Annotated in this window: 20 protein-coding genes, 1 pseudogene and 1 riboswitch; of the genes and pseudogenes, 4 read left to right on the forward strand and 17 right to left on the reverse strand. The window is 71.9% G+C overall.

The window, feature by feature from the left end:
* Positions 1-120 precede the first annotated feature (120 nt).
* The 14 genes from AMK31_RS16920 to AMK31_RS16985 form a co-directional block, all read right to left on the reverse strand.
* Positions 121-792: a hypothetical protein gene (locus AMK31_RS16920; protein ID WP_073941367.1), complete on the reverse strand. Its 672-nt coding sequence runs from the start codon at positions 790-792 to the stop codon at positions 121-123.
* Positions 793-898: 106 nt separating this feature from the next.
* Positions 899-2,293 (reverse strand): NAD(P)/FAD-dependent oxidoreductase, encoded by a 1,395-nt coding sequence (locus AMK31_RS16925; RefSeq protein WP_073941368.1) that lies wholly within the window; start codon positions 2,291-2,293, stop codon positions 899-901.
* 445 nt (positions 2,294-2,738) lie between these two features.
* Positions 2,739-3,680, reverse strand: coding sequence for a Ppx/GppA phosphatase family protein (locus AMK31_RS16930; RefSeq protein ID WP_073941369.1), 942 nt, complete (start codon positions 3,678-3,680; stop codon positions 2,739-2,741).
* On the reverse strand, positions 3,677-4,210 hold the full coding sequence (locus AMK31_RS16935; protein ID WP_073941370.1) for a DUF501 domain-containing protein: 534 nt from the start codon (positions 4,208-4,210) through the stop codon (positions 3,677-3,679). The genes AMK31_RS16930 and AMK31_RS16935 overlap by 4 nt, the downstream gene beginning before the upstream one ends.
* Positions 4,211-4,231: 21 nt before the next feature.
* Positions 4,232-4,717, reverse strand: a complete 486-nt coding sequence (locus AMK31_RS16940) for an FtsB family cell division protein (RefSeq protein WP_073941371.1) — start codon at positions 4,715-4,717, stop codon at positions 4,232-4,234.
* A gap of 125 nt (positions 4,718-4,842) precedes the next feature.
* Positions 4,843-6,123, reverse strand: coding sequence for a phosphopyruvate hydratase (gene eno / locus AMK31_RS16945; protein ID WP_107468657.1), 1,281 nt, complete (start codon positions 6,121-6,123; stop codon positions 4,843-4,845).
* Positions 6,124-6,359: 236 nt separating this feature from the next.
* Positions 6,360-7,058 carry a transglycosylase family protein gene (locus AMK31_RS16950; RefSeq protein ID WP_073941373.1) on the reverse strand — a complete coding sequence of 233 codons (699 nt, stop codon included), beginning with the start codon at positions 7,056-7,058 and terminating at the stop codon, positions 6,360-6,362.
* A 4-nt stretch (positions 7,059-7,062) separates the two neighbouring features.
* A riboswitch (cyclic di-AMP (ydaO/yuaA leader) is annotated at positions 7,063-7,241 on the reverse strand.
* Between the two features lie 182 nt (positions 7,242-7,423).
* Entirely contained in the window at positions 7,424-8,476 is a 1,053-nt protein-coding gene (locus AMK31_RS16955; protein WP_073941374.1) for a LysM peptidoglycan-binding domain-containing protein, read from the reverse strand.
* 245 nt (positions 8,477-8,721) lie between these two features.
* Entirely contained in the window at positions 8,722-10,023 is a 1,302-nt protein-coding gene (locus AMK31_RS16960) for a cytochrome P450 family protein (RefSeq protein ID WP_073941375.1), read from the reverse strand.
* On the reverse strand, positions 10,020-11,024 hold the full coding sequence (locus tag AMK31_RS16965) for a nucleoside triphosphate pyrophosphohydrolase (RefSeq protein ID WP_073941376.1): 1,005 nt from the start codon (positions 11,022-11,024) through the stop codon (positions 10,020-10,022). Before AMK31_RS16965 ends, AMK31_RS16960 begins: the two co-directional genes overlap by 4 nt.
* 107 nt (positions 11,025-11,131) lie before the next feature.
* On the reverse strand, positions 11,132-11,776 hold the full coding sequence (locus AMK31_RS16970; RefSeq protein WP_073941377.1) for a SurA N-terminal domain-containing protein: 645 nt from the start codon (positions 11,774-11,776) through the stop codon (positions 11,132-11,134).
* A 144-nt stretch (positions 11,777-11,920) separates the two neighbouring features.
* Positions 11,921-13,411: a serine/threonine-protein kinase gene (locus AMK31_RS16975; protein WP_274535969.1), complete on the reverse strand. Its 1,491-nt coding sequence runs from the start codon at positions 13,409-13,411 to the stop codon at positions 11,921-11,923.
* Positions 13,412-13,449: 38 nt separating this feature from the next.
* Positions 13,450-14,139, reverse strand: a complete 690-nt coding sequence (locus tag AMK31_RS16980) for a hypothetical protein (protein WP_073941379.1) — start codon at positions 14,137-14,139, stop codon at positions 13,450-13,452.
* Positions 14,140-14,312: 173 nt separating this feature from the next.
* The gene (locus AMK31_RS16985) at positions 14,313-16,511 is read right to left on the reverse strand and encodes an N-6 DNA methylase (protein WP_073941380.1); all 2,199 of its coding nucleotides are present in this window, start codon (positions 16,509-16,511) and stop codon (positions 14,313-14,315) included.
* 243 nt (positions 16,512-16,754) lie between these two features.
* Between AMK31_RS16985 and AMK31_RS16990 the strand changes: the two genes are divergently transcribed.
* Together AMK31_RS16990 and AMK31_RS16995 are read left to right on the forward strand one after the other, a co-directional pair.
* The gene (locus AMK31_RS16990) at positions 16,755-17,441 is read left to right on the forward strand and encodes a hypothetical protein (protein WP_073941381.1); all 687 of its coding nucleotides are present in this window, start codon (positions 16,755-16,757) and stop codon (positions 17,439-17,441) included.
* A 214-nt stretch (positions 17,442-17,655) separates the two neighbouring features.
* Complete coding sequence (locus tag AMK31_RS16995; RefSeq protein ID WP_073941382.1) at positions 17,656-18,402, forward strand: hypothetical protein; 747 nt, start codon at positions 17,656-17,658, stop codon at positions 18,400-18,402.
* Positions 18,403-18,442: 40 nt separating this feature from the next.
* On the opposite strand, the pseudogene AMK31_RS17000 reads toward AMK31_RS16995, so the two are convergent.
* A pseudogene (locus AMK31_RS17000) lies at positions 18,443-19,192 on the reverse strand (hypothetical protein); the annotation flags it as partial.
* A gap of 95 nt (positions 19,193-19,287) precedes the next feature.
* Entirely contained in the window at positions 19,288-20,007 is a 720-nt protein-coding gene (locus AMK31_RS17005) for an HNH endonuclease family protein (RefSeq protein ID WP_073941383.1), read from the reverse strand.
* A 135-nt stretch (positions 20,008-20,142) separates the two neighbouring features.
* Between AMK31_RS17005 and AMK31_RS17010 the strand changes: the two genes are divergently transcribed.
* Complete coding sequence (locus AMK31_RS17010; RefSeq protein WP_073941384.1) at positions 20,143-20,331, forward strand: antitoxin; 189 nt, start codon at positions 20,143-20,145, stop codon at positions 20,329-20,331.
* A 141-nt stretch (positions 20,332-20,472) separates the two neighbouring features.
* Here the strand turns inward: AMK31_RS17010 and AMK31_RS17015 are convergent, their stop codons facing one another.
* Positions 20,473-21,387, reverse strand: coding sequence for an SCO6745 family protein (locus tag AMK31_RS17015; RefSeq protein ID WP_073941385.1), 915 nt, complete (start codon positions 21,385-21,387; stop codon positions 20,473-20,475).
* A 98-nt stretch (positions 21,388-21,485) separates the two neighbouring features.
* Between AMK31_RS17015 and AMK31_RS17020 the strand changes: the two genes are divergently transcribed.
* Positions 21,486-22,124, forward strand: coding sequence for a TetR/AcrR family transcriptional regulator (locus tag AMK31_RS17020; protein ID WP_079186853.1), 639 nt, complete (start codon positions 21,486-21,488; stop codon positions 22,122-22,124).
* The last annotated feature ends 55 nt before the right edge of the window (positions 22,125-22,179 follow it).

Consider the following 22,179-nt stretch of genomic DNA (forward strand, 5'->3'; position numbering starts at 1 on the left):
CGGAAAGTCCGACACCACGTAAACACCTACGGGGTCCCATCGCAGTCCCCCACGCGCGTCACGTCTGAGCAAAACCCCCGGATTGCCCGCCCGGTGAGCCCTCGGCGTGATCCGGTCGCCTCAGAGCACGGCGGCGCTCTCCAGCACCGCGTCCGCCGTCTCGTCCTCGGGGGCTGTCGCGGGCTGCACGACGGTGAGGAGGAACGCGGTGCGGGTGTCGTCGATGCCGATGACCGTCAGGCGGAGGTGGCCTGTTGAGCCCTCTTCGTCCGCCACCCGCAGGGCGACCGTGTGCGCGGGCCGGCCGTCGGTGGTCGTGGGCTCGGACCGGGTCACGGCCGAACTGCCGTCGGGGTAGAAGAACTCGGCGTTGGAGCGGGCCCATCGTTCGGTGTACGTCTTCAGGCCGTCGTCCGGGACCCCGCCGCCCCGGCCGGCGAGGACGACGCTGCCGCCTTCTCCGCCGGTGTGCTCGTGGGTGATCGAGGACGTGAAGCTGTCGATCAGGTCGCCGTCGCCGCGCTTCCAGCCCTCGGGGAGGGCGTACGACAGGCCGGCCGCCGTGTCCTTCACGCGGGGCCGTCCGGCCAGCGGGCCGTCCTCGCCGTCGTGGGCCGCCCGCCAGAGGGCGAGACCGCCGGCGGCCAGGGCCAGGACCAGCGCCGGCACCACGGTGATCGCGAGCTTCCGGCGGCGCTTCGGGCCGGTGGGCGGCTGCTGGAGGACGGGGGTCATGGTCATGCCGTCAGCTTCGCCGAGCCGGCCGGGGCGGGCCTGAGCGGTCGTACTCATGCGCGTACTCAGCTTCGCCGCGGTCCTCGCGGCAACGCCGAAGGGGCCGCCCGCACCACGGATGGCGGGCGGCCCCTTCAGGGCGTGGACAGAGGTGACCGCGAGGTCAGGAGGCCTTGGCCTTCTCCTCCGACTTCGGCGCGGCGGCCGCGGGGGCCGGAGCCGGGGCCGGCTTGGCGGCCTCGTAGAACTCCTCGCGCGGGGACTCCAGGGCGCCGAGGGCGACGACCTCGCGCTTGAGGAACATGCCGAGCGTCCAGTCCGCGAAGACGCGGATCTTGCGGTTCCAGGTCGGCATGGCCAGACCGTGGTAGCCGCGGTGCATGTACCAGGCGAGACGGCCCTTGAGCTTGATCTTCATCTTGCCCATGACGATCATCGCGACGCCCTTGTGCAGGCCGAGGCCCGCGACCGCGCCCTTGTTGGCGTGGCTGTACTCCTTCTGCGGGAAGCCCCGCATGCCGGAGACCACGTTGTCGCCGAGGACCTTGGCCTGGCGCAGCGCGTGCTGGGCGTTCGGCGGGCACCAGGCGTTCTCGTTGCCCGCCTTGCGGCCGACGAGGTCCGGGACCTGGGCGTTGTCGCCGGCGGCCCAGATGTAGTCGGTGCCCTGCACCTGGAGGGTGGCGGCGGTGTCGACGTGACCGCGGGGGCCCAGCGGGAGGCCGTAGCGGGCGAGGACCGGGTTCGGCTTGACGCCGGCGGTCCAGACGATGGTGTTGGAGTCGACCTCGAGGCCGTTCTTCAGCACGACGTGGCCGTCGACGCAGGAGTCCATCGAGGTGGAGAGGTAGATCTCCACACCGCGGCTCTCCAGGTGCTCCTTGCCGTACTGGCCGAGCTTGGGGCCGACCTCGGGAAGGATCTTGTCCGCCGCGTCGACGAGGATGAAGCGCATGTCCTCGCGGGACACGTTCTTGTAGTACTTGGCCGCGTCGCGGGCCATGTCCTCGACCTCGCCGATGGTCTCGGCGCCGGCGAAGCCACCGCCGATGAAGACGAAGGTGAGCGCCTTGCGGCGGATCTCCTCGTCCGTGGTGGAGTCGGCCTTGTCGAGCTGCTCCAGCACGTGGTTGCGCAGGCCGATGGCCTCCTCGATGCCCTTCATGCCGATGCCCTGCTCGGCGAGGCCGGGGATCGGGAAGGTGCGGGAGACGGCGCCGAGCGCGATGACCAGGTAGTCGAAGGGCAGCTCGTACGCCTCGCCGACCAGCGGGGCGATCGTGGCGACCTTGCGGTCCTGGTCGATGGTGGTGACCCGGCCGGTGAGGACCTCCGCCTTGGGGAGCACGCGTCGCAGCGGGACGACGACGTGACGCGGGGAGATGTTGCCGGCGGCGGTTTCGGGGAGGAAGGGCTGGTAGGTCATGTACGACCGGGGGTCGACGACCGTGACGGTCGCCTCTCCGTAGCGCATCTTCTTGAGGATGCGCCGAGCTGCGTACAGGCCTACGTACCCACCGCCTACTACGAGGATCCTGGGACGCTCCGTGGTGCTCATGCCATCGAGTATCCACCCGTCTGGAGGGGGTGGCTCGTGCGCCCCTTCACAAGCTCCGACAGGGCTCGTGTTACACTCCCCGGCTCGCGTGACTTAGATCATGTCCAAGTACGGGAACCGTCACGCGGGCGTACCCGTTGTCAATGCCGCGTGAGCTGCCTCTCTGAGCAGTCGCTCGGAGTGTGAGCGACCGGAAACACCCGCTCGGGCACGCGATCCGAAGGTACCCCGGGCGCCCCTTCTGAACATGTTCAAAGGCCGTTCAGGCCCCCGAAAGGGCCAACCGACCCCTTCCGATACCCCGGGAGGACCGAATTCCTTGTGAAGAACTTCACGAACTTTCCCGACGGTACGTCAACGAGGGGCCCACGGAGGGCCCCTCGAGGTCGCTCATACGCTATCCGGGCTGCTCAACCGGCGGCTACCGGCAAGTAACAAAAGAGAGCTACGCCACCGACCAGGCGATGCCGTCCAGGATGTCGTGCTCGCTCACCACGACCTCCTCGGCGCCGATCCGCTCCATGATCGACAGAAGGACGAGGGCTCCCGCGGCGATCACGTCCACCCGCCCCGGATGCATCGACGGCACGGCCGCGCGCTCGGCGTGCGTGGAGTGCAGCAGCCACTCTGTGATCTCCCGGACCTTGTCGTGGGAGATCCGGGAGTGGTGGATGGCCTGCGAGTCGTACTCCGGCAGCTCCTGCGCGATCGCCGACACCGTCGTCACCGAGCCGGCCAGGCCGACCAGGGTGTGCGCCTCGCGCAGCGGGACCGTCTCCTCGGCCAGGTCGAGCGCGGCCTCGATGTCGGCCCGCATCGCCGCGATCTGCTCCTCGGTGGGCGGGTCGGTGACCGCGCCCTCGTGCACCAGGTGCCGCTCGGTCATCCGGACGCAGCCGACGTCCACCGAGCGCGCGGCCCGCACCCGGCCGTCGCCGACGACGAACTCGGTGGAGCCGCCGCCGATGTCCACGACGAGGTAGGGCGTGGTGAGGTCGGTGCGGCCGCCCAGCTCCTTCGTGGCTCCCGTGAAGGAGAACTCCGCCTCCTGGTCGCCGCTGATCACCTCGGGCTCGACCCCCAGGATGTCCAGCACCCCGCGGACGAAGTCGTCCCGGTTCTCGGCGTCCCGGGAGGCCGAGGTGGCCACGAAACGCAGCCGCTCGGCGCCGTACTCCTTGATGACCTCGGCGTACTCGCGGCAGGCCGCGAAGGTCCGCTCCAGCGCCTCGGGCGCCAGCCGTCCGGTGCGGTCGACGCCCTGGCCGAGCCGCACGATCGTCATACGGCGGTCCAGTTCGACGAGTTCGCCCGTGTCCGGGTCGCAGTCGGCGACCAGCAGGCGGATGGAGTTCGTACCGCAGTCGATGGCGGCGACCCGGGTCACTGCGCGGCCTCCTCACCTGTGAGCGTCACGCAGGAGCCCTTGCGCCACCACTCCGGCAGCATGGCCAGAGCCTCGTCGCCGAGCGGGTTGACGCCCGGCCCGGCGGCCAGCGAGTGGGCGACCAGGACGTGCAGGCACTTGACCCGGTCCGGCATGCCGCCGGCGCTGGGGAAGCCCTTCAGCTCCTCGATCTCGTCCCGGCGCCGGATGTAGTCCTCGTGCGCGGCGCGGTAGGCGGCGGCCAGCTCCGGGTCGCTCTCCAGGCGGGCCGTCATCTCCTTCATCACGCCGTTCGCCTCCAGCGTGCCGATGGCCGAGTTGGCCTTCGGACACGTCAGGTAGTACAGCGTCGGGAAGGGGGTGCCGTCGGGCAGCCGCGGGGCCGTCTCCACGACGTCCGGCTGCCCGCAGGGGCAGCGGTGCGCGATCGCGCGCAGCCCGCGCGGCGGACGGCCGAGCTGCTGCTTGAAGGCCTCGACGTCCGCGTCGGTGGGCTCGGTGCGCGGGGTGGGCGGCGGGGGCGTTTCCATGCCTGTCTTTCTGTGTCCGTGTCAACTGTCCGGGGCGTCGGCGGCGTCGGCCTTGTCGACGCCGTCCCAGACGTTCGAGTACCAGGGGCGGTCGGCCGCACCCGTGTCGGCGCGCGACTGCTTGACCGCGTCCGGGTCGATCACCACGTAGCCGGTCTCCCCGGGCATCACATAGTGCAGCCGCTGCCGGATCTGCTGCTCGGCGTACGCGTCGTCCTGCCACCGCGCCTTCTGGTCGCGCAGCTGTTCGACGCGCTCCCGGGCCTGCTGCTGTTCCCGCTGCAGATCGGCGATCTCGGCGCGCTGGGCGACGTACTGCCTTATCGGGTAGGCCAGCGCCACGACCAGCGAGCAGACCACCAGCGCGAGCAGGGCGGCCCGGCCGGTCAGCCGGGAGCGGCGGGCCTGGCGCCGGGTCTGCGAGCGGTAGACCCGGGCGGCGGTCTGCTCGCCCAGAAGTCTGATCCTGGTCGCGGTGGAGAACCGGTCCCGGTCCTTCACGGCCATCGTCCCGCCTCCCCGTTCGCTTGCGCGTGTTCACCGGCGCGTGTACGTGCGTACGTCCCCGCACACGGTACGGGACCGAGTACGGGGACGTACGTACGACTGGCTGAGCTTTAGCCCTGCCGGAATCAGCCCTTGAAGCGCGGGAACGCCGAGCGGCCGGCGTACACCGCGGCGTCGTCGAGGATCTCCTCGATGCGCAGCAGCTGGTTGTACTTGGCGACGCGCTCGGAGCGGGCCGGGGCGCCGGTCTTGATCTGGCCGCAGTTGGTGGCGACGGCCAGGTCGGCGATGGTGACGTCCTCGGTCTCGCCGGAGCGGTGGGACATCATGCACTTGAAGCCGTTGCGCTGGGCCAGCTCGACGGCGTCCAGGGTCTCGGTGAGCGAGCCGATCTGGTTCACCTTCACCAGCAGGGCGTTGGCCGCGCCCTCCTCGATGCCGCGGGCCAGGCGCTCCGGGTTGGTGACGAACAGGTCGTCGCCGACGAGCTGGACCTTGTCACCGAGCTTGGCGGTGATGGTCTTCCAGCCCTCCCAGTCGTCCTCGAACAGCGGGTCCTCGATGGAGACCAGCGGGTACGCGTCGACCAGCTCCGCGTAGTACTCGGTCATCTCGGCCGCCGAGCGCTCCTTGCCCTCGAAGGTGTAGACGCCGTCCTTGTAGAACTCGGACGAGGCCACGTCGAGGGCGAGGGCGATCTGCTCGCCGGGGGTGTAGCCGGCCTCCTTGATGGCCTCGAGGATGAGGTCGAGGGCCTCGCGGTTGGAGCCGAGGTTCGGGGCGAAGCCGCCCTCGTCGCCGAGGCTGGTGGCCAGGCCCTTGCCCTTCAGGACCTTCTTCAGGGTGTGGTAGACCTCGGCACCCCAGCGCAGCGCCTCGGAGAAGGACTCCGCGCCGATCGGGGCGATCATGAACTCCTGGATGTCCACGTTGGAGTCGGCGTGCGAGCCGCCGTTCAGGATGTTCATCATCGGCACCGGCAGCAGGTGCGCGTTCGGGCCGCCCAGGTAGCGGAAGAGCGGGAGGTCGCTGGCCTCGGAGGCGGCGTGGGCGACGGCGAGCGAGACGCCGAGGATGGCGTTGGCGCCGAGGGAGCCCTTGTTGTCGGTGGCGTCCAGGTCGAACATGGCCTGGTCGATCAGGCGCTGCTCGGTGGCGTCGTAGCCGACGAGCTCCGGGCCGATCTGCTCGATGACGGCCAGGACGGCCTTCTCGACACCCTTGCCGAGGTAGCGGTTCGAGTCGCCGTCGCGGAGCTCGATGGCCTCGAAGGCGCCGGTGGAGGCGCCGGACGGGACGGCGGCACGACCCGTGCTGCCGTCGTCGAGGCCGACCTCGACCTCGACCGTGGGGTTGCCTCGGGAGTCGAGGATTTCCCGGGCTACGACGACGTCGATGGACGGCACGAGCATCTCCTTCATGGATGTGACGCGGTTGGCAGGCCGCGGGTGTGGCTCTGCGAGACGAGCCTAACCGGCTCGGGGCGATCGGCCAGCCGACCGCCCACCCCGTGGACGGAACCGAGAGTAAATTGTTTCCGAACGGAACAAAGACCGTTTCGAAAAACCCGCCATGAAAAAGAACCCCGCCCCGGTGCGTACGGGGGAACACGCACCGGGGCGGGGAGTCTGAAGGGCCCCTCTTACTTGAGGTGCAGCTGCTGGCCCGGGTAGATGACGTCGGCGTCGTCGACGATGTCCTTGTTCAGCTCGAACAGCTTCTGCCAGCCGCCCTCGACGCCGTGCTCCTCGGCGATCGTGCTGAGGGTGTCGCCCTTGACGACCTTGTACTCGCCGTCACCCTTCTCGACCTTCTTGCCGGTCGGGGTGGTGACGGTCTTCTCGGCCTTCTCGGTCTGCTGCGAGGCGGCCGGGCGCTCGGCGGAGCGGGAGGCGCTCTGCTCCTCGGTCTCGCGGGCGGCGGTGCCGCTGCCGCTGTCGTTCGAGGCGGCGGCGCCACCGCCGTACGGGGTGCTGGACAGGTTGACGCCGCAGTGCGGCCAGGCGCCCTTGCCCTGACCCGCGAGGACCTTCTCGGCGATGGCGATCTGCTGGTCCTTGCTGGCCTGGTCGGCGGTGGCGGCGTACTGGGTGCCGCCGTACGCGGCCCAGGTGGATGCGGAGAACTGCAGACCGCCGTAGTAGCCGTTGCCGGTGTTGATGGACCAGTTGCCACCGGACTCGCACTGGGCGACGGCGTCCCACTCGGACGCGGTGGCGGCGGAGGCGGAGCCGGCCGCCATCAGCGGTGCGGCGACGGCGACGCCGGCCATACCGGCGACGGCGATGGCGCGGGTGGCCTTGGACGGACGACGGTGCTTGCCCTTGCCGGAAAACAGCATGGATCGATCCCCTCACCGACGCCTGCGAGGTGAGCTGTCGGGTTCGGGCCGGTTGAGTTGCCCGGCCGCGGCTCTCGCGAGCTGCGGCTCCACCCCTAGCCGGTTCCGGCGTCGAGTCTCCTCAACTGCCGGACCCGGCACTTACCTTGGGTCCCCCGCTCCTGCCTGCGGCGCTTGACGCGACGACTGTTCCCGTACGGCCGCTGGCAGGATTCGGCGTTGCGGCAGCCGGGGCTCGCGATGGCGAGCGGTCCCGACCGTAGGCAGGCGATCCGCCGGATTTCAAAGAGGATCAGGGCTTCTGAGACCTATCTCTCACCGCGTTTATAACGGACATTAACCCCGAAGTGTGACGCGAACTTCGGCTACTTTTCGCCCGGTTCGACCCCCACCTCAAGGGTCTGACCGGGGATGATGAGGTTGGGGTCGGCGCCGACGGTCGTCTTGTTCTCGGCGTAGAGCGCGGTCCATCCGCCTTGCAGCTCAAGGGAGTCCGCGATGCCCGAGAGGCTGTCGCCGGAGCGGACGGTATAGGAGCCGTCGGCCGCGTCACGCGCCGCCGCGGCGTCACGGGAGGCGTGACGGCCGGAGGGCTCGGACGTACGGGCGTCGGCGGCGTCCTCGTCGGCGCTCTCACCGCGGTGGCGGCCGGTGCCGGTGGAGAACTCCGAAGAGGAGTCGGCCTGTCCGGAGTTGTCCGAGTCGTCCCTCTTGGTGTCGGCCGCGGAGGAGTCGCCGGCACCCTCGCCGTCCTTCTCGGCGGAGCCGTCCGCCGGGGTCGACGAAGCGTCAGAAGACGGGCCAGTGGTGACGGATCCGGAAGACTCAGAGCTTTCGGAGCTTTCGGACCCCTTGCCCTTTCCGTCCTTTCCACCCTTTTCGCTGGAATCCGCCGAAGTGGACGATTCCGTAGATTCCGAGGATTCCGACGAGTCGGACAAGCCGGACTCGCGGCCGTCCGAGGAGTCCTCGTCGTCCGGGGTGGCCGTCGCGCCCGACGCCGCGTCGGCGGCCAGGCCCGTGTCCACGCCCGGCGTGCCGGAGTCGCCGTCCAGGCCGGCGAGCAGTCCGCAGGTGGGCCAGGCGCCGAGCCCCTGGTCGGCGAGGATTCTCTCGGCCACGGCTATCTGCTGCGAACGGCTCGCCATGTCGGGGCTCTCCGCGTAGTCCGAGCCGCCGTACTTCAGCCAGTCGTCCTGGGAGATCTGAAGACCGCCGTAGTAGCCGTTGCCGTTGTTCGCGCTCCAGGAGCCACCGCTCTCGCACTCCGCGACCCTGTCCCACGTCGTACCGCTGGCGGCGCTCGCGCCGGTGGCGCCGAGCAGCGGAATGGCGATCGCGGACCCGGTCACTCCGGCCGCGACGATGAGAGCCGGAGCCTGGCGGGGGCGACGGTGACGACCGTTCCCGGAGAGCATGCGGGGACCTTTCCCGAGACAGCAGTGACGGCACGACGGGCGGTACTCGGCGCCGTGCTGATGGGTGAACGTATAGGCAGACGATCACTTGTCACAAGTTAATGCCGCGTAGATCACGTGTAGATCACGGACGTGAAGGAGTGTCATCTTTGTGACGGGCACGCGGAGTAGTCGTGACATGACGTGCACGGAGTTGCCGTCCGGCCGTCACAAGTCGGGCGGGACCGGCCAAACGGGGTCGGCTGTCAGGCCTCCGGCGTGAACTCCACCGGCAGCGTGCGCAGTCCGCGCATGATGAGGCCGCCGCGCCAGCGCAGGTCCGCGGGGTCCGCGGCGAGGCGGAGGTCCGGGAGGCGGGTGAGGAGGGTGGCGAGCGCGGTCTGGCCCTCCAGCCGGGCGAGCGGGGCGCCCAGGCAGTAGTGGATGCCGTGGCCGTACCCGAGGTGCTGGTTGTCGCGGCGGGCGAGGTCGAGCGTGTCGGGGTCGGTGAACCGGGCCGGGTCGCGGTCGGCGGCGGCGAGGACGACGAGGACCGGGTCGCCGGGGGCGATGTCCTGTCCGCCGATGGTGAGCGGCCGGGTCGCGAAGCGCCAGGTGGCCAGCTCCACGGGGCCGTCGTAGCGCAGGAGTTCCTCCACGCCGGTCTCCAGCAGGGCGTGGTCGCCCGCCGCGAGGGACTGCTGGAGGCGGGAGCGCTGCTCGGGGTGGGTGAGCAGGGCGTAGGTGCCGTTGCCGATCAGGTTGACCGTGGTCTCGAAACCGGCGAACAGCAGGATGAACGCCATCGCCGCGGCCTCGTTCTCGGTCAGGTGCTCGCCGTGGTCGGAGGCCCGGATGAGAGCGGAGATCAGGTCCTCGCCGGGCGCGGGCTCGGCGGGCAGCGCCGCCCGCTTGCGGTGGATGAGGTCGGCGAGATAGCCGCGCATCTTCTTCACCGAACGCGCGACCCCGCCGCGCGGGCCGCCACCGTGGCGGATCATCATGCCCGCCCAGTCCCGGAAGTCGTCCTGGTCCTCGCGCGGCACGCCCAGCATGTCGCAGATGGCGTAGATGGGCAGCGGGAAGGCGAACTCGTGGATGAGGTCGGCGGAGCCCTCGCGGGCGAAGCCGTCGATGAGACGGTCGGTCAGCTCCCGCACGCGCGGCGCGAACTCGGCCACACGCCGGGGTGTGAACGCCTTGGAGACGAGCCGGCGCAGCCGGGTGTGGTCCGGCGGGTCGATGTTGAGCAGATGCGTCATCAGCTCTGCCTTGCGCTCCCCCGGGATGCCCGTCTTGCCCTTGGCGTGCGCGGGTTCGTCGTGATGCGCGGGGTTCTTCGACAGCCGCTGGTCGGCCAGCGCCTGCTTGGCGTCGGCGTACCGGGTGACCAGCCAGGCCTCCACCCCGCTGGGCAGCCGGGTCCGGTGCACGGGGGCGTGCTCGCGGAGCCAGGCGTAGGCGGGGTAGGGGTCGGTGGCGAACTCCCAGGTGAAGAGTTCCGGCGCGGGAGGGGACGCCGGAGGGAGCGCCGGAGCGGGCGTCGCGGGGTGGGGCCGGCCGGTCACGTCGTCGGCTCCCCTGCCTCGTAGGCCCTGATCGCGTCCCGGTAGGCGCGGGCCGCCGCGCGCAGGGCCGCCTCCGGGTCGGTGCCCTCGGCCTCGGCTCGCGCCGCCAGGGCGAGGAGTTCATAGCCGATGCCCTCGGTGGCGGGCAGGGGGACGTCCAGTCCCGCCGTCCGGGCGCGGGACGCCAGCTTCGCGGCGAGGGCGAGGCCGGGCTGGTGCAGGGGGATGCCCTCGGTCACGGAGGCCCGCTGCTTCTCCTGGGCCTTGGTGCGCAGCCAGTGCTCCTTGACCTCCTCCGGCGTGGCGGCCTGCGCGTCCCCGAAGACGTGCGGGTGCCGGTGGATCAGTTTGGCGACGATGCCGCCGGCCACGTCGTCGATGGAGAAGGGCTCCTCGATGTCCTCCTCGGCGATCCGGGCGTGGAAGACGACCTGGAGGAGGACGTCGCCCAGTTCCTCGCGGAGCTCGTCGCGGTCGCCGTCCTCGATGGCCTCGACGAGTTCGTACGCCTCCTCGATGCCGTACTTGGCCAGCCCCTTGTGGGTCTGCCGGGACGACCACGGGCACTCGGCGCGGATGCGGTCCATGACCTGCACGAGGTCGAGGAGCCGGGCGCCCGGCAGGTCGTAGGAGGCGGGCAGCAGCTCCAGCTCGGGCATCCGCACCCGGCCGGAGCCGGCGAGCCGCGCAAGCCCGTCCGTCAGGGCCGGCTCGCCCTCGCCGGTGGCGACGACGACCACGGTGTGGCCGCCGACGCAGGCGTCGACCAGTTCCTCGGCGGTCGGCGCGGCCTCGTCGACCGCTATGCCCGCCTCCCGCAGATAGGGCAGCTGCGGGTGCGCCCCGTCCGCGCACAGCACGCGGTCGGCGGTGCGCAGGGCCTGCCAGGCGGGCCAGGAGAGCAGGCCGGGGGCGACGCGGTGGCTGGTGGTGAGCAGGACGACGCGGCCGGGGTGGGGGCCGGCCGGGTCCTGGGCGCCTTCGAAGCTGGTTCCGTTCACGATCCGAACGTAACCCACGGCGCCGACATGCCTCCGCGGTTGTCCACAGGCACGGTGCGATCATCAGACCGGTGTCGGTCTGGGCGCTCAGGCCGCCGCGGACCGCGTCACGCCGGCTGCTGCGGCTGGGCCGTGACCTCCCGCACCCACGGCGTCCTGGCGTCGACGCGGCTGCTCTTCTCCACGTCCCAGCTGCCGTAGCGCGGGTTGACGGAGACGCCCAGGTCGGCGGAGGCCTTGGACAGGGCCTCCCAGAAGGCCGGCTGGCTGGTGTCGGTGCCCAGCTTCGCGGCGAGCTTCTGGGCCTCCAGCTGCAGGCGCAGGTTTTCGTCCAGGCGCTCCGGCGCCACGCTGTACTGCTGGAGCCACGCCGTCTGCAGCGCCCTCGACCCGCCGACCTGCTGCTCCAGGCCGGACCGCATCTCCTGGATCTCCTTGCGGGTCACGGTGATGCCGGCGTCCTGGGCGGCACGGTGCAGCACCCGGTCGAGGACCATGCCGTGCAGGGTGTCGCGGGTGAGGCTGCCGGACTTGGCGATGGCCTGCGCGTACCGCGCGTCGTCGGTGACCGCGGCCCGCTGGGCCGAGCGGACCTCGTCGACCCGGTTCTCCAGCTGCGCGACGGTGATCCGCTGATCGCCGACCACGGCCGCCGCGCCGGGACGCGCATCGTTTCCGCAGGCGGTGAGGAGGGGCGCCGCAGCGATCGCGGCGGACAGCAGGAGCGCGGTGCGACGACGACGGCGGTGCAAGGAAACCTCCCGAGGAGATTGTGCGACGGTGCACAAAGTCTTGCGGTGATCGATGGTAGGCAGTGGCTCGGCTCTGGCCAACCCATTCGACCAACGATTCACCGCCACTTCGGGCACCGCCGCGCCCGCGCGGCGCTCAGGGGGTCAGCGCACCTGCCCCAGCCACTGGAGGGTCCGCCGTACCTCCGCCGCGAGCGGATGGCCGGGGCCGCCGGTCCGTTCCACGTCGTGCAGCAGCCGTACGAGGGTGTCGTGGGCGGCGGTGCGGTCGCCGAGGGCGAGCAGGAGGTGGCCGATGCGGCGGCGGACGTCGTGAGCGAGCTCGGGGTCGCCGGAGACGTACTGGTTCTCGTAGTACGGCAGCAGTGCCCGGTACTCGGCGAGCGCCGCCGCCGGTTCGCCGAGTTGCTCCAGGCACTGCGCGGCGTCGTAGCGGAAGCGGAGCGACTGCGGGTCGGCCTGGCCGGCCTCGGCGGCGCGTTCGTCGGCGAGGCGGCGCAGTTCGGGCAGCGCGCGCCGGTACTGGCCGTCGTCCATGAGCGTCGCGGCGTACTGCTTGCGCAGGGTGCGCACGACCGGGGAGTGCTCGCCGTGCTGTTCGGCGGCGGCGGGCAGGATCGCCCCGAGGATGTCGACGGCCTGGGTGATGCGGCCCTCGCCGAGCAGCCGCTTGACCTCGTCGACGGCGCCCGCGACATCGGGCTTCTCGGCGACGCTGGGGACCGGTGCGACGGGGGCGGGCTGGGGCGCGGGCGTCCGCGGGCGGTCCGGCCACGGGGCGTGGGGGCGCACGAAGGGGCGCGTGGGGTCGAGGGGCGCCCCGGTGGGCGTGCCCCGCGCGGGCAGCAGCAGCGCCAGCTCCTCGTACACCTCCTGCGCGGACGCCGGCCGGTGCTGCGGGTCCTTGGCGAGCAGCCGCAGGACCAGGGTCTCCAGCGCCTCGGGCACCTCGGGCCGGATGCGGCGCACGGGCAGCGGCGGCTCGTACAGGTGCCGGTGCAGCACGCCGAGCGCCGTCGAGCCCACGAAGGGCACGTCTCCGCTGAGCAGTTCGTGCAACAGGACGCCGAGCGCGTACAGGTCGGTGTACGGGCCGACCGCGCCGCCCATGGCCTGCTCGGGCGCCATGTAGGCGGGCGAGCCGATCGGGGAGCCGGTGTGCGTCAGCCGCGTGGTGTCGGTGTCCATGACGGACGCGACACCGAGGTCGAGGACGGTGACCGTGCCGTCCTGCTTGACCATCACGTTGCGCGGCTTGAGGTCGCGGTGCACGATCGGCACGGCGTGCACGGCGCTCAGCACGGCGCACAGCTGCGCGGCGACCGCAACCGCCCACTGCCACGGGTACGGGTCGTGCTCGGCGAGGTGGTCGGAGAGGTCGGCGCCGTCGACGTACTGCATGACGAGGAACAGCTCCTCGCCCTCGCTCCCCGCGTCGTGCACGGTCACCAGGCCGGGGTGGTCGACCTGCGCGGTCACCCGGCACTCGCGCACGAAGCGGCGGCGCAGCTCGTCGGCCTCCTGGCCGGCCACCTTGTCGGGGCGCAGCAGCTTCACCGCCACGCGCCGGTCCAGCCGCCGGTCGTAGGCCGTCCAGACCTGGCCCATGCCGCCCTGCCCGATGAGGGTGGCCAGTTCGTACCGGCCGGCGACGACGCGTCCTGTCGCCACGGTCACCGTCCGCCCTCGTGATCGCCGTCCTGCCTGCGCAGGTAGTCGCTGAGTTCGTCGAGTTCGGCACGCACCTGGTCGATGCGGGCCGGCGCGGGGCGCTGCGGCGGCGGGGTGTGCGCCGGGGGCACGGGCACGCCGGTGCCGGGCGCCGGGGGCGGGGTGTGGGCCTGCGGGACGCCGGGGGCGTGCTGCGGCTGCGGCGCGACCGGCGCGGCGGGCGCTGCCGGGATCTGCGGCATGCGCGCCACCGGCGGCGTCTGCGGGAGGGTGGTGGCCGTGCCCGTGGCGTACGGCGCCGGGGGCTGCGGGTAGCCGTACGCGGGCTGCGGGCCGTACGCGCCGTAGCGGAGCTGGTGGAAGTGGCGTACGTCCGCGGCGAGGTAGTACGCGATGACGATCACGAGCGTGCCCAGCAGCAGCCCGAGTCCGGTCCAGCCGCCCGCGGTGTGGATCTCCTCGCCGGGCTCGGTCCCCAGCAGCACCATGGCGAGGATGTCGACGGCCAGGACGGCCACGAACAGTCCCCAGTCCAGCGACCTGCGCGTGACGATCGCCAGGCGCAGCAGCATCGTCCAGGTCAGGAAGCCGAGGCTGAGGACGGAGATCACCACGAAGAGCACACGCAGGACGACCAGCCACGCCGTGGGAGGCGGCTGCTTCACCGGCTGCGCGTAGCCGTGGCCATGCATGACTGCTCCTGATACCTGAGGTGGGACGTACGGCGCCCGCCGGCGCCGGAACGCCGGTCGCGCGATGGTCGCTTCGAGCGTATAGGCCGACACGGACAACCGGTCCTGGGTTGTACCGAACCGTTGTCGTGCTGATCACTTCCGTCGCGGTCCGCGTTCGCGGGCCCGCGTCCTCAGTCCGGTGTGACCGTGCCGTCCGTCAGGCCGTCGTACATGCCGCGCACGAGTTGCTCCCCGAGCCGGCTCGCGTGGCGCAGCGCCCGCTCGAACTCGTCGAGTGCGCGGAAGCGCGCGCCGTAGCGCCGCTGTTCGTCGAGCGGGAGCCGGGGCAGTTGCAGCCGGCGCACGTCGAGGCGGGTGGCGGTGGAGGCGTAGCTGCTGGCCTGGCGGTTGTTGGCGGTGCCGCGCAGGAAGCCGGCGAGGAACCAGGGGTCCAGTGCCGTGGGGTCGGGGCGCAGCAGTACGAGGTTGCGCCCCAGGGCGGCGCCCCCCGTCGCGTCGTCGATGACGCGCGCCACCGCACCGCCGCCGAGCACCGGCACGACGACGTCACCGGGCTCCGTCAGCACCGCCTCGTCCTCGCTCTCGGGCAGGCTCCCGGAGGGTGCCGTTCCGGCGAGGACGTCGTGGTCGGTGAGAACGGGCACGCGCGTGTGCCCGCCGTTTCCGCCGGTCCGCATCACCAGGGCGCCGCCGCGCGCGAGTTCACCGACGGTGGTGAGCGGCCAGCGCGCGGGCTCGGCGGAACGCGCCGGGGGCGGGGTGAGCTCGGTGGTCAGCCGCAGGGTCTCGCCGAGGCGCGTACGCACGTCCGTGAGCTGTTCGGCGCCGTCGGCCGCCGCGGGCGGCGGGAGGTGGCGGGCCGGGGAGAAGTCCACGTCGTCGTCGAGGAGTTCGATGACCGGCACGGAACGCGCCAGACCCGGCCGTTCCGCCAGGGTGCCCGCGCGGTCGAAGGCGCGCCAGGCGTCGAGGACGGCGTCCCGCACGGCCTGCCAGTCGGGCCCGCCCCGCCCCTCCGTGGCGAACTGCCCGGCGTCCGCGAGCAGCACCTCCGGCTGCGCGGGCGCCTTGTCGGGACGGCGGAGCACCCACACGTGCAGGGGGATGTTGTACGGCGGTGCCGCGCCGACCGGCAGCGCGACGACGGCCCGCAGCGCGCCGCGGCGCAGCAGGTCGGCGCGGATACGGCGGCCGGAACGGCGGGAGGCGGCGGCGGGCGGCATCAGCAGCACGGCCGTGCCGCCGTCCCGCAGCCGGGCCAGCGCGTGCTGCACCCAGGCCAGCTCGGACTCGGTGCGGGCCGGGAAGCCGTACTCCCAGCGCGGGTCGTAGGCCAGTTCGTCGTGACCCCAGTTGCGCTCGTTGAACGGCGGATGGCACAGGACGACGTCGGCGCGCAGCGCGGGGTGGGCGTCCGCGCGCAGGCTGTCGCCGTCGGCCGCGCGCACGGCGGCCGGGGTGTGCAGGGCGAGCCGGAAGGCGGTGAGCGCGGCGAGGTCGGCCGCGCTGTCCTGGGCGTACAGCTCCTGGTCGGGCCGGGCGGGGACGGCGCGCAGCAGGGCGCCGGTGCCGCAGGCCGGGTCGAGGACGGTGCGGGCGGGGCCGGCGAGGTCGGCCATGAGGCGGGCCAGTTCGGCGGGGGTGAGCGTGTACTGGCGCGGGTTGGCGTCGAGGTGCCGCCCGAGCAGGAACTCGAACGTCTGCCGGGCGCCCATCTCGGCGGCCAGCTCGGCGGCGCCGCGCAGCAGGGGGGCGGAGGGGAGGAGTTCGGGGCCGCTGGGCACGTGAACGGCGAGTGCGCTCTTCACAGTCTTCGTCGGGTCACCGGGCCGGTCATTGGTGGACGGCGTGTGAACCGAAGGCGGCGTGTGAACCGAAAGCGGCCTGTGAACAGAGGATGGCGTGTGAACTGAGGGCGGAGTGGTCACAGACGCTCCGGCATTCACCTGTCCGGGCCGTCGCCCTCGGGCCGCTTCACCGAACCGCGGTGTGATCACCTGCTCCAGCGCCGCGGGCAGCATCGCCGCGAGCCGTTCGTCGGACCCGGCGCTCACCTCCAGCCACACCGTCGGCCGGTCGTGGATGAGCAGCAGGACGGACCCGGCGTGCGTGAGCGCGGTGACGGGTCCCTCCGGGTGCCCGGCGAGTTGCTGCCAGACGCGCTCCCGGAGCGGGACTTCGGCGAGTTTTCCCTGGTGGCGGAGCCAGGCCTCGACCTCGGCGAGGGCGAAGGAGGGGCTGGTCTCCGTGCCGCCGACCGGCTTGGGGAAGTCGGCGTGCCGTCGGCGCCAGTTGCTCACGGCGGCCCGGCCGACGCCGGCGAGCCGGGCGATTCCGGCGGCGGTCACCTCTGTCGCGTTGTCCTGCACCCGCCCGCTCCCCTCGCCGCGTTTGTGGCTGCGCCGTCGGCGCGCCGTCTGGCGTTCCCGTGTGTGGCGCCTTGCTGTGTGTCGTCGAGCATACCGACGCACGCAAGATCCCTCGATTCACGACCGTGTACGGGGACCATTCTGTGAACCGTGTTGACTCGGTTCACACGCCGTGCTCTTATTGACCCAGCGAACGAACGACTGCCGGACCGAGGCAGTCGACACGTCGGGGAGGGAACAGTCATGGGCATGAAGACCAAGGTCGCGCTGGGTGCCGTCGTGGGTGTCGTGGTCATCGGCGCCGTGTCGGCGAACGGCGGCGGCGACGACGGCGGCGCCAAGGGCGGCGACAAGGGCTCTTCGGCGTCCGCCGGCCAGAAGCCGGGCACCGTCAAGGACTCCGGTGCCGAGGCCGCCGAGGAGAAGAAGGTCGCCTTCGAGGGGGACGGCGACTTCCAGGTCGGCTCCGACATCAAGCCCGGCACCTACCGCACCACCGGCAACACCGACGACATGTGCTACTGGGAGCGTGCCAAGGACGCCTCGGGCGAGATGGAGTCCCTGCTGGCCAACGACAACGTCAGCGGCACCAGCTACGTCACCATCAAGGACACCGACAAGCTCTTCACGTCGAGCGGCTGCAACGACTGGGAGGCCGTCGACACCAAGGCCAAGGGCGGCTCCCCCGCCGACAAGATGGCCGGCAGCGGCGGCATGTACAGAGTCGGCGTGGACATCGCCCCGGGCACCTACAAGTCGACCGGCAACACGGACGACATGTGCTACTGGGAGCGGACCAAGGACTCCGAGCACTCGCTCGACTCGATCATCGCGAACAACAACGTGTCCGGCTCGGCGGTCGTCACGATCAGCGCCTCGGACGCCTACTTCAAGACGTCCGGCTGCCAGGACTGGAAGAAGACCGGCTGAGCCGACGGCTCACCGGGCGGTCGGCCACCCGGGCCGGCCGCCGCGCGGGGCACGGCCGGCACACCTGCCCCTCCCGCGCGGCCACCTCATGCGGCATCACCCGCATCGCATCAACCCCATCGCGTCAGCCGGACGCATCGTCGGCATCCGCATCCGCATCCGCTCCACCGCAACGCACCGAACAACCCCCACAGCTCACCCCCGAGGAACTCCCATGCGCCGTACCGCTCTTGCCGCTCTCTGCCTCGCCGCCGCGACCACCGTCGGCCTCACCGGCTGTCTGCCGGGCGAGGACAAGGCGGACGACAAGCCGAAGGGGCCGTTCGCCGGACTGACCGGCGGAGAGATCGCCGACCGGGCCGTGAAGGCCACGACCGAGGCCTCGTCGCTGCGCCTGACGGGTGACATCCCCGCGGACGAGTCGGGCAGCGCGATGACCTTCGACATGGCCCTGAACAAGAAGGGCGAGTGCGCCGGAACGCTCGGCACCGGCGGGGGCAAGGCCGATCTGATCCGGACCGGCGACACCATCTACGTGCGCTACGACGAGGCGTTCCTGCGCGCCGACAGCGAGGGTCAGCCCAAGGAGGAGACCGACGCGGCGGTGGACCTGCTGGCCGGGAAGTGGACCAAGATGGCCGCGGAGGGCGCGGACGCCGAGGACATCGCGAGCTTCTGCGATCTGGACGAGGTGCTCGGCGGCGCCGAGGACGTGAACTCGGACGCGGCCCGCGGCAAGACCACCACCGTCGACGGCACCCCGGCGATCGTCCTGCACGAGAAGGACGGCAAGGACCGCTACAAGCTGTACGTGGCCACCGAGGGCAAGCCGTACCTGCTGCGCGTGGACGACACCAACGCCGGCGACCGCACCACGCTGACCCTCAGCGACTTCGGGAAGCCGGTCCCGGCGAAGAAGCCCAGCGGCGAGATCCTGGACCTGGACGAGCTCGCCGGCTGAGCCGCCACCTCCCTGTAGGGGCCTCACGCACAGGCCCGTACAGGGGGTGCCGCATCCACACGTTGGGCTCGACGTACACGGCGTACCCCCGCTCCGGCTCGCACCGCACCGGCACCAGCGCGCCGGGCACCTCCACGTCGCCCGCGGTGTCGAACGGCAGCCCGGTCCACTCCCGCCACTGCTCCAGCGACCCGGAGACGGTCATCGAGGCCGGTGCCACGGAGTGGACGACGGCGCCGGCCCGGGCGTGGACGCGCATCCAGGGGTCGTTCGGAAGCCCGTCGGGGCGTACCCGGCGGGCGTACTCGTCCATCGGCGTACGGGGTTCCAGGTGCTTGGCGTTGGGGCGTACGGGGGCGACGACCTCGCGGAAGCCGAGGGCGCGGGCGTTGTCCCGCATGGCGGTGAGCATCCGTCCGGACAGGCCGAGGCCCTGGGCGTGCGGGGCGACGGAGACGGAGATCGCGCTGACGGTGTCGGCACGGACCCCGCGCCGCAGGTCGGAGAAGGCCCACAGGAGGACCGCGTCCCAGCCGCGCGCGGGGAGTTCGCCGCGACCGGCGGCGTCGAGGGCGAACGGCACGCTGTACGCGTTCGCGACGACCTCGCCCCGCTCGTCCTCGGCGAACAGCACGTACTGCGGCAGTTCGGCGGCTATCCGCGGGAAGTGGGCCCAGCCCACCGGGTCCTGAAGCACGAACTCCGGCCAGCTGTCCGCCATTCCGTAGACCCGCTCCAGCATGTCGGGACGCTCGGCCAGGCTCGATATCTTCCAGTCGGTGGGGGCCATGGGGTCACCGTAGGCGGCGCGGCGGACACCGGAAACCGGATTTCCGCACAGCCCGACGCGCAGCCCGGCGCCCGGCCCGACGCGCAGCGCGGCGCTCAGTCCGCGTGGAACCTCGGCGGTGCCTTCGTCGGGTTGCCGCCCGAGGGCAGTTCCTGGTCCGGGCAGCGGGAGAGCACGCGTCGCATCGCGGCCCGCTCCGCGGAGGTCACCCACAGCCCGTACTTCTTCTTCACGGCGACCTGCGCGGCGACATACGGGCACCGGTAGGCCTTGTTCGGCGGCAGCCAGGTCGCCGTGTCGCCGTCTCCCTTGGCACGGTTGGTGCCCGCGTGCACGGCGAGAAGGTTGAGCGGGTCGTTGGCGAAGGCGATGCGCTTGCTGGGGTCCCATGCACCGGCGCCCTTCTGCCAGGCGTCGGACAGGGCGACGACATGGTCTATGTCGACCTGGCTGCGGCCCCGGACGAAGGTGACGTCCTTGCCGGTGTAGGGGTCGGGGTCCAGCGTGCCGGAGGCCACCTCGCAGTGTCCTTCGCGGAACCGGACGTCGGCGAGGTCCCGCTGGAGGATGTCGTCCCGGGTGTCACAGTCGTTGGAGTCGGTGTCCGCCCAGGGGCTGCCGAAGCGGTCCCGGTCGTAGCCGGTCCTCGGTGCGCGGCCCTTGACGGGCAGGGATTCGACGGCCGCGAGGGCCGGTCCGCCAGCGGCCGTCTCCTGCGGGCCGCCGGCTCCCGGGGGCGACCCGGTGCAGCCGGTCAGGGTTCCCAGCAGTACGCCCACGGCGACCGCCGCCGTGCCACCCCCAAGACGCCTCACCGCGCGCCCCTTCCGTCGAGCCTGGTGTCACGGTAGCCGCACACAGGTTCAGACCACACCGGGGCCCGACTCGGCATACGCGACATGCCGGGCGTATCGTCGGTTTTGAGTCATAGCCGGAAGGAGTAGCTCTGTATGGGCATCTTCGACAGGTTCAAGAGCCATCAGGCATCGCGGGACAAGGCCAAGCAGGCGTCCGACGCGGCCGAGCGCAAGGTCAACGAGAGGACGGGCGACAAGTACGAAGGTCAGGTCGACCAGGCCCAGCAGCGCATCGAGGGCCAGCTCGGCATGGACCGCGACAGGCCCGATCAGCAGCAGTAGACCATCGGACCGTCGGAGGACACCGGCCGGCTGCGGGGCGACCACCCGGCGGCAGCCCGCTGGAACACCACCTGGACCAGAACCGCCCGCGAAGGCCCGCCCTCGCGGGCGGTTTCCGTGAAACCGGGCCCTGCGCCCCCGTCACACCTTGCCTATCCCCAGGGTGTTCTCCGACGGCAGCAGGCCGGAGGCCAGGACGCCGACCCAGTAGTCGCCGAGCAGTCCGGAGAGGCGCTCGACGCCCGTTTCGCCCAAGGACCGCCAGGGGGCGGTGGCCAGTTGGTCGGTGTGGCGTTCCACGCGGTCGCGCAGTTCGCGGCCCGCGTCGCTGGCCGTCCCCTTCTCGTCGACCAGGCCACGGGCGGCCAGGCGGTCACGCGCGGACGACCACTCCTGCTCGCTCCAGCCCCGGCCGGCGAAGCGCTCGACGGGCGCGGCACCGATCGCGGCGAAGGACACCAGGGCCTCGACGGGGTCGAGCCCGGCCACCAGGAGGGCCGCGACATGGCCGTCGCCGCGGTGCTCACGCAGGATCGTCGCCGCGTGCCAGAGCTGGAGGTGGGGCTCCTCGGGCCAGGCCAGCGCGGCGTTGGCCGCGGCCAGCGGGCGGCCCGCGGTGTTCGCCGCCTCGGCCGCGCGCCGGGCGAGAGCGGCGGCCTCCGCCAGGTCCGGGCCGTCGAGGCGGTCACCGAACAGCGCGCGGTACGTGCGGTCGACCGCGCGCCACCTCGCCGCCAGCACGTCCGCCGGGCTCGCGACCCGCCACGCGGGGTCGATGTGCTCGGCGACCGTGGCGGGCGCGAAGCTGTAGAAGGCGGAGGCCACCGCCCGGCTGCCGACCGGCCCCAAGGGCGCGGCACGGAAGGGGAAGTAGCTCGGCCAGCGCTCCCGCGTGTCGAAGCCGAGCGCCGCCGCCTCCTCGAAGGCCTCCGGCGCGTAGTAGAGCACCGCGTGCAGCGGCTCCAGCAGATGCCAGAGCTGACGCGCTCGCGCCGGCTCGATCACCTCGGCGCCACCGACACCCTCGGCGCCCACTTCATCCACGTACTGCGACATGACACGACCCCCGTCACACCCTCGCGTAACTTGACACTGTCTAGATTGCCGGGCCGCCCGCAACTTGTCAATGCCTAGATCGGAGTACGCTGCATCCCATGAGCCCCGCACAGCAGCCCGCCGCAGGCCACGAGAGCACGGACGGCGCACCGGCCTCCCGAGCCCCCCGGGCCTCCTCCCGCCGCCCCTACCATCACGGCGACCTGCGCCGCGCCATCCTCACCGCCGCGCTGGACGTCATCGCCGCCGACGGCCCCTCCGCGCTGAGCCTGCGTGATCTCGCCCGCCGGGCCGGTGTCTCGCACGCCGCGCCGGCCCACCACTTCAAGGACCGCACAGGGCTGCTCACGGCCATCGCTGCCGAGGGGTTCGGCCTGCTCGCGACGGCGATCCGGGAGGCGGGCGACCTCAAGGACGCGGGTGTGCGCTATGTGCGCTTCGCCCGCGAGCACCCCGCCCACTTCCAGGTGATGTTCGCGCCGGACCTGCTGCGCGCCGAGGACCTGGAGCTGACCACCGCGCGCACGCTGGCCGGGGACGCCCTGCGCGAGGCCGTCTCCGGCGTACGGCCCGAGCACCGCGGCGACGACGCCCGGCTCGCCGGCGTCGCCGCCTGGTCCCTGGCGCACGGATTCGCCACGCTGCTCCTCGGCCACAACCTGGACGGCCCGGTGGGCGACCGGGACCCCGAGGAGGTGTTCCGCACGCTGGCGGCGATGCTGTTCCGCGCCCCCTGACGAGACGGCCTCACCGATGTGCCGCGGGCGCGGCCCGGGACAGGACGAGACATGA

The sequence above is a fragment of the Streptomyces sp. TSRI0107 genome, assembly GCF_001905845.1.
GTDB lineage: Bacteria > Actinomycetota > Actinomycetes > Streptomycetales > Streptomycetaceae > Streptomyces.

Bases quoted from the DNA above. Each gene is read 5' to 3' on its own strand.
- AMK31_RS16920 (WP_073941367.1), bottom strand. From the start codon at position 792: ATGAGTACGACCGCTCAGGCCCGCCCCGGCCGGCTCGGCGAAGCTGAC.
- AMK31_RS16925 (WP_073941368.1), bottom strand. From the start codon at position 2,293: ATGAGCACCACGGAGCGTCCCAGGATCCTCGTAGTAGGCGGTGGGTAC.
- AMK31_RS16935 (WP_073941370.1), bottom strand. From the start codon at position 4,210: ATGGAAACGCCCCCGCCGCCCACCCCGCGCACCGAGCCCACCGACGCG.
- AMK31_RS16940 (WP_073941371.1), bottom strand. From the start codon at position 4,717: ATGGCCGTGAAGGACCGGGACCGGTTCTCCACCGCGACCAGGATCAGA.
- AMK31_RS16950 (WP_073941373.1), bottom strand. From the start codon at position 7,058: ATGCTGTTTTCCGGCAAGGGCAAGCACCGTCGTCCGTCCAAGGCCACC.
- AMK31_RS16955 (WP_073941374.1), bottom strand. From the start codon at position 8,476: ATGCTCTCCGGGAACGGTCGTCACCGTCGCCCCCGCCAGGCTCCGGCT.
- AMK31_RS16980 (WP_073941379.1), bottom strand. From the start codon at position 14,139: ATGCATGGCCACGGCTACGCGCAGCCGGTGAAGCAGCCGCCTCCCACG.
- AMK31_RS16990 (WP_073941381.1), top strand. From the start codon at position 16,755: ATGGGCATGAAGACCAAGGTCGCGCTGGGTGCCGTCGTGGGTGTCGTG.
- AMK31_RS16995 (WP_073941382.1), top strand. From the start codon at position 17,656: ATGCGCCGTACCGCTCTTGCCGCTCTCTGCCTCGCCGCCGCGACCACC.
- AMK31_RS17010 (WP_073941384.1), top strand. From the start codon at position 20,143: ATGGGCATCTTCGACAGGTTCAAGAGCCATCAGGCATCGCGGGACAAG.
- AMK31_RS17015 (WP_073941385.1), bottom strand. From the start codon at position 21,387: ATGTCGCAGTACGTGGATGAAGTGGGCGCCGAGGGTGTCGGTGGCGCC.
- AMK31_RS17020 (WP_079186853.1), top strand. From the start codon at position 21,486: ATGAGCCCCGCACAGCAGCCCGCCGCAGGCCACGAGAGCACGGACGGC.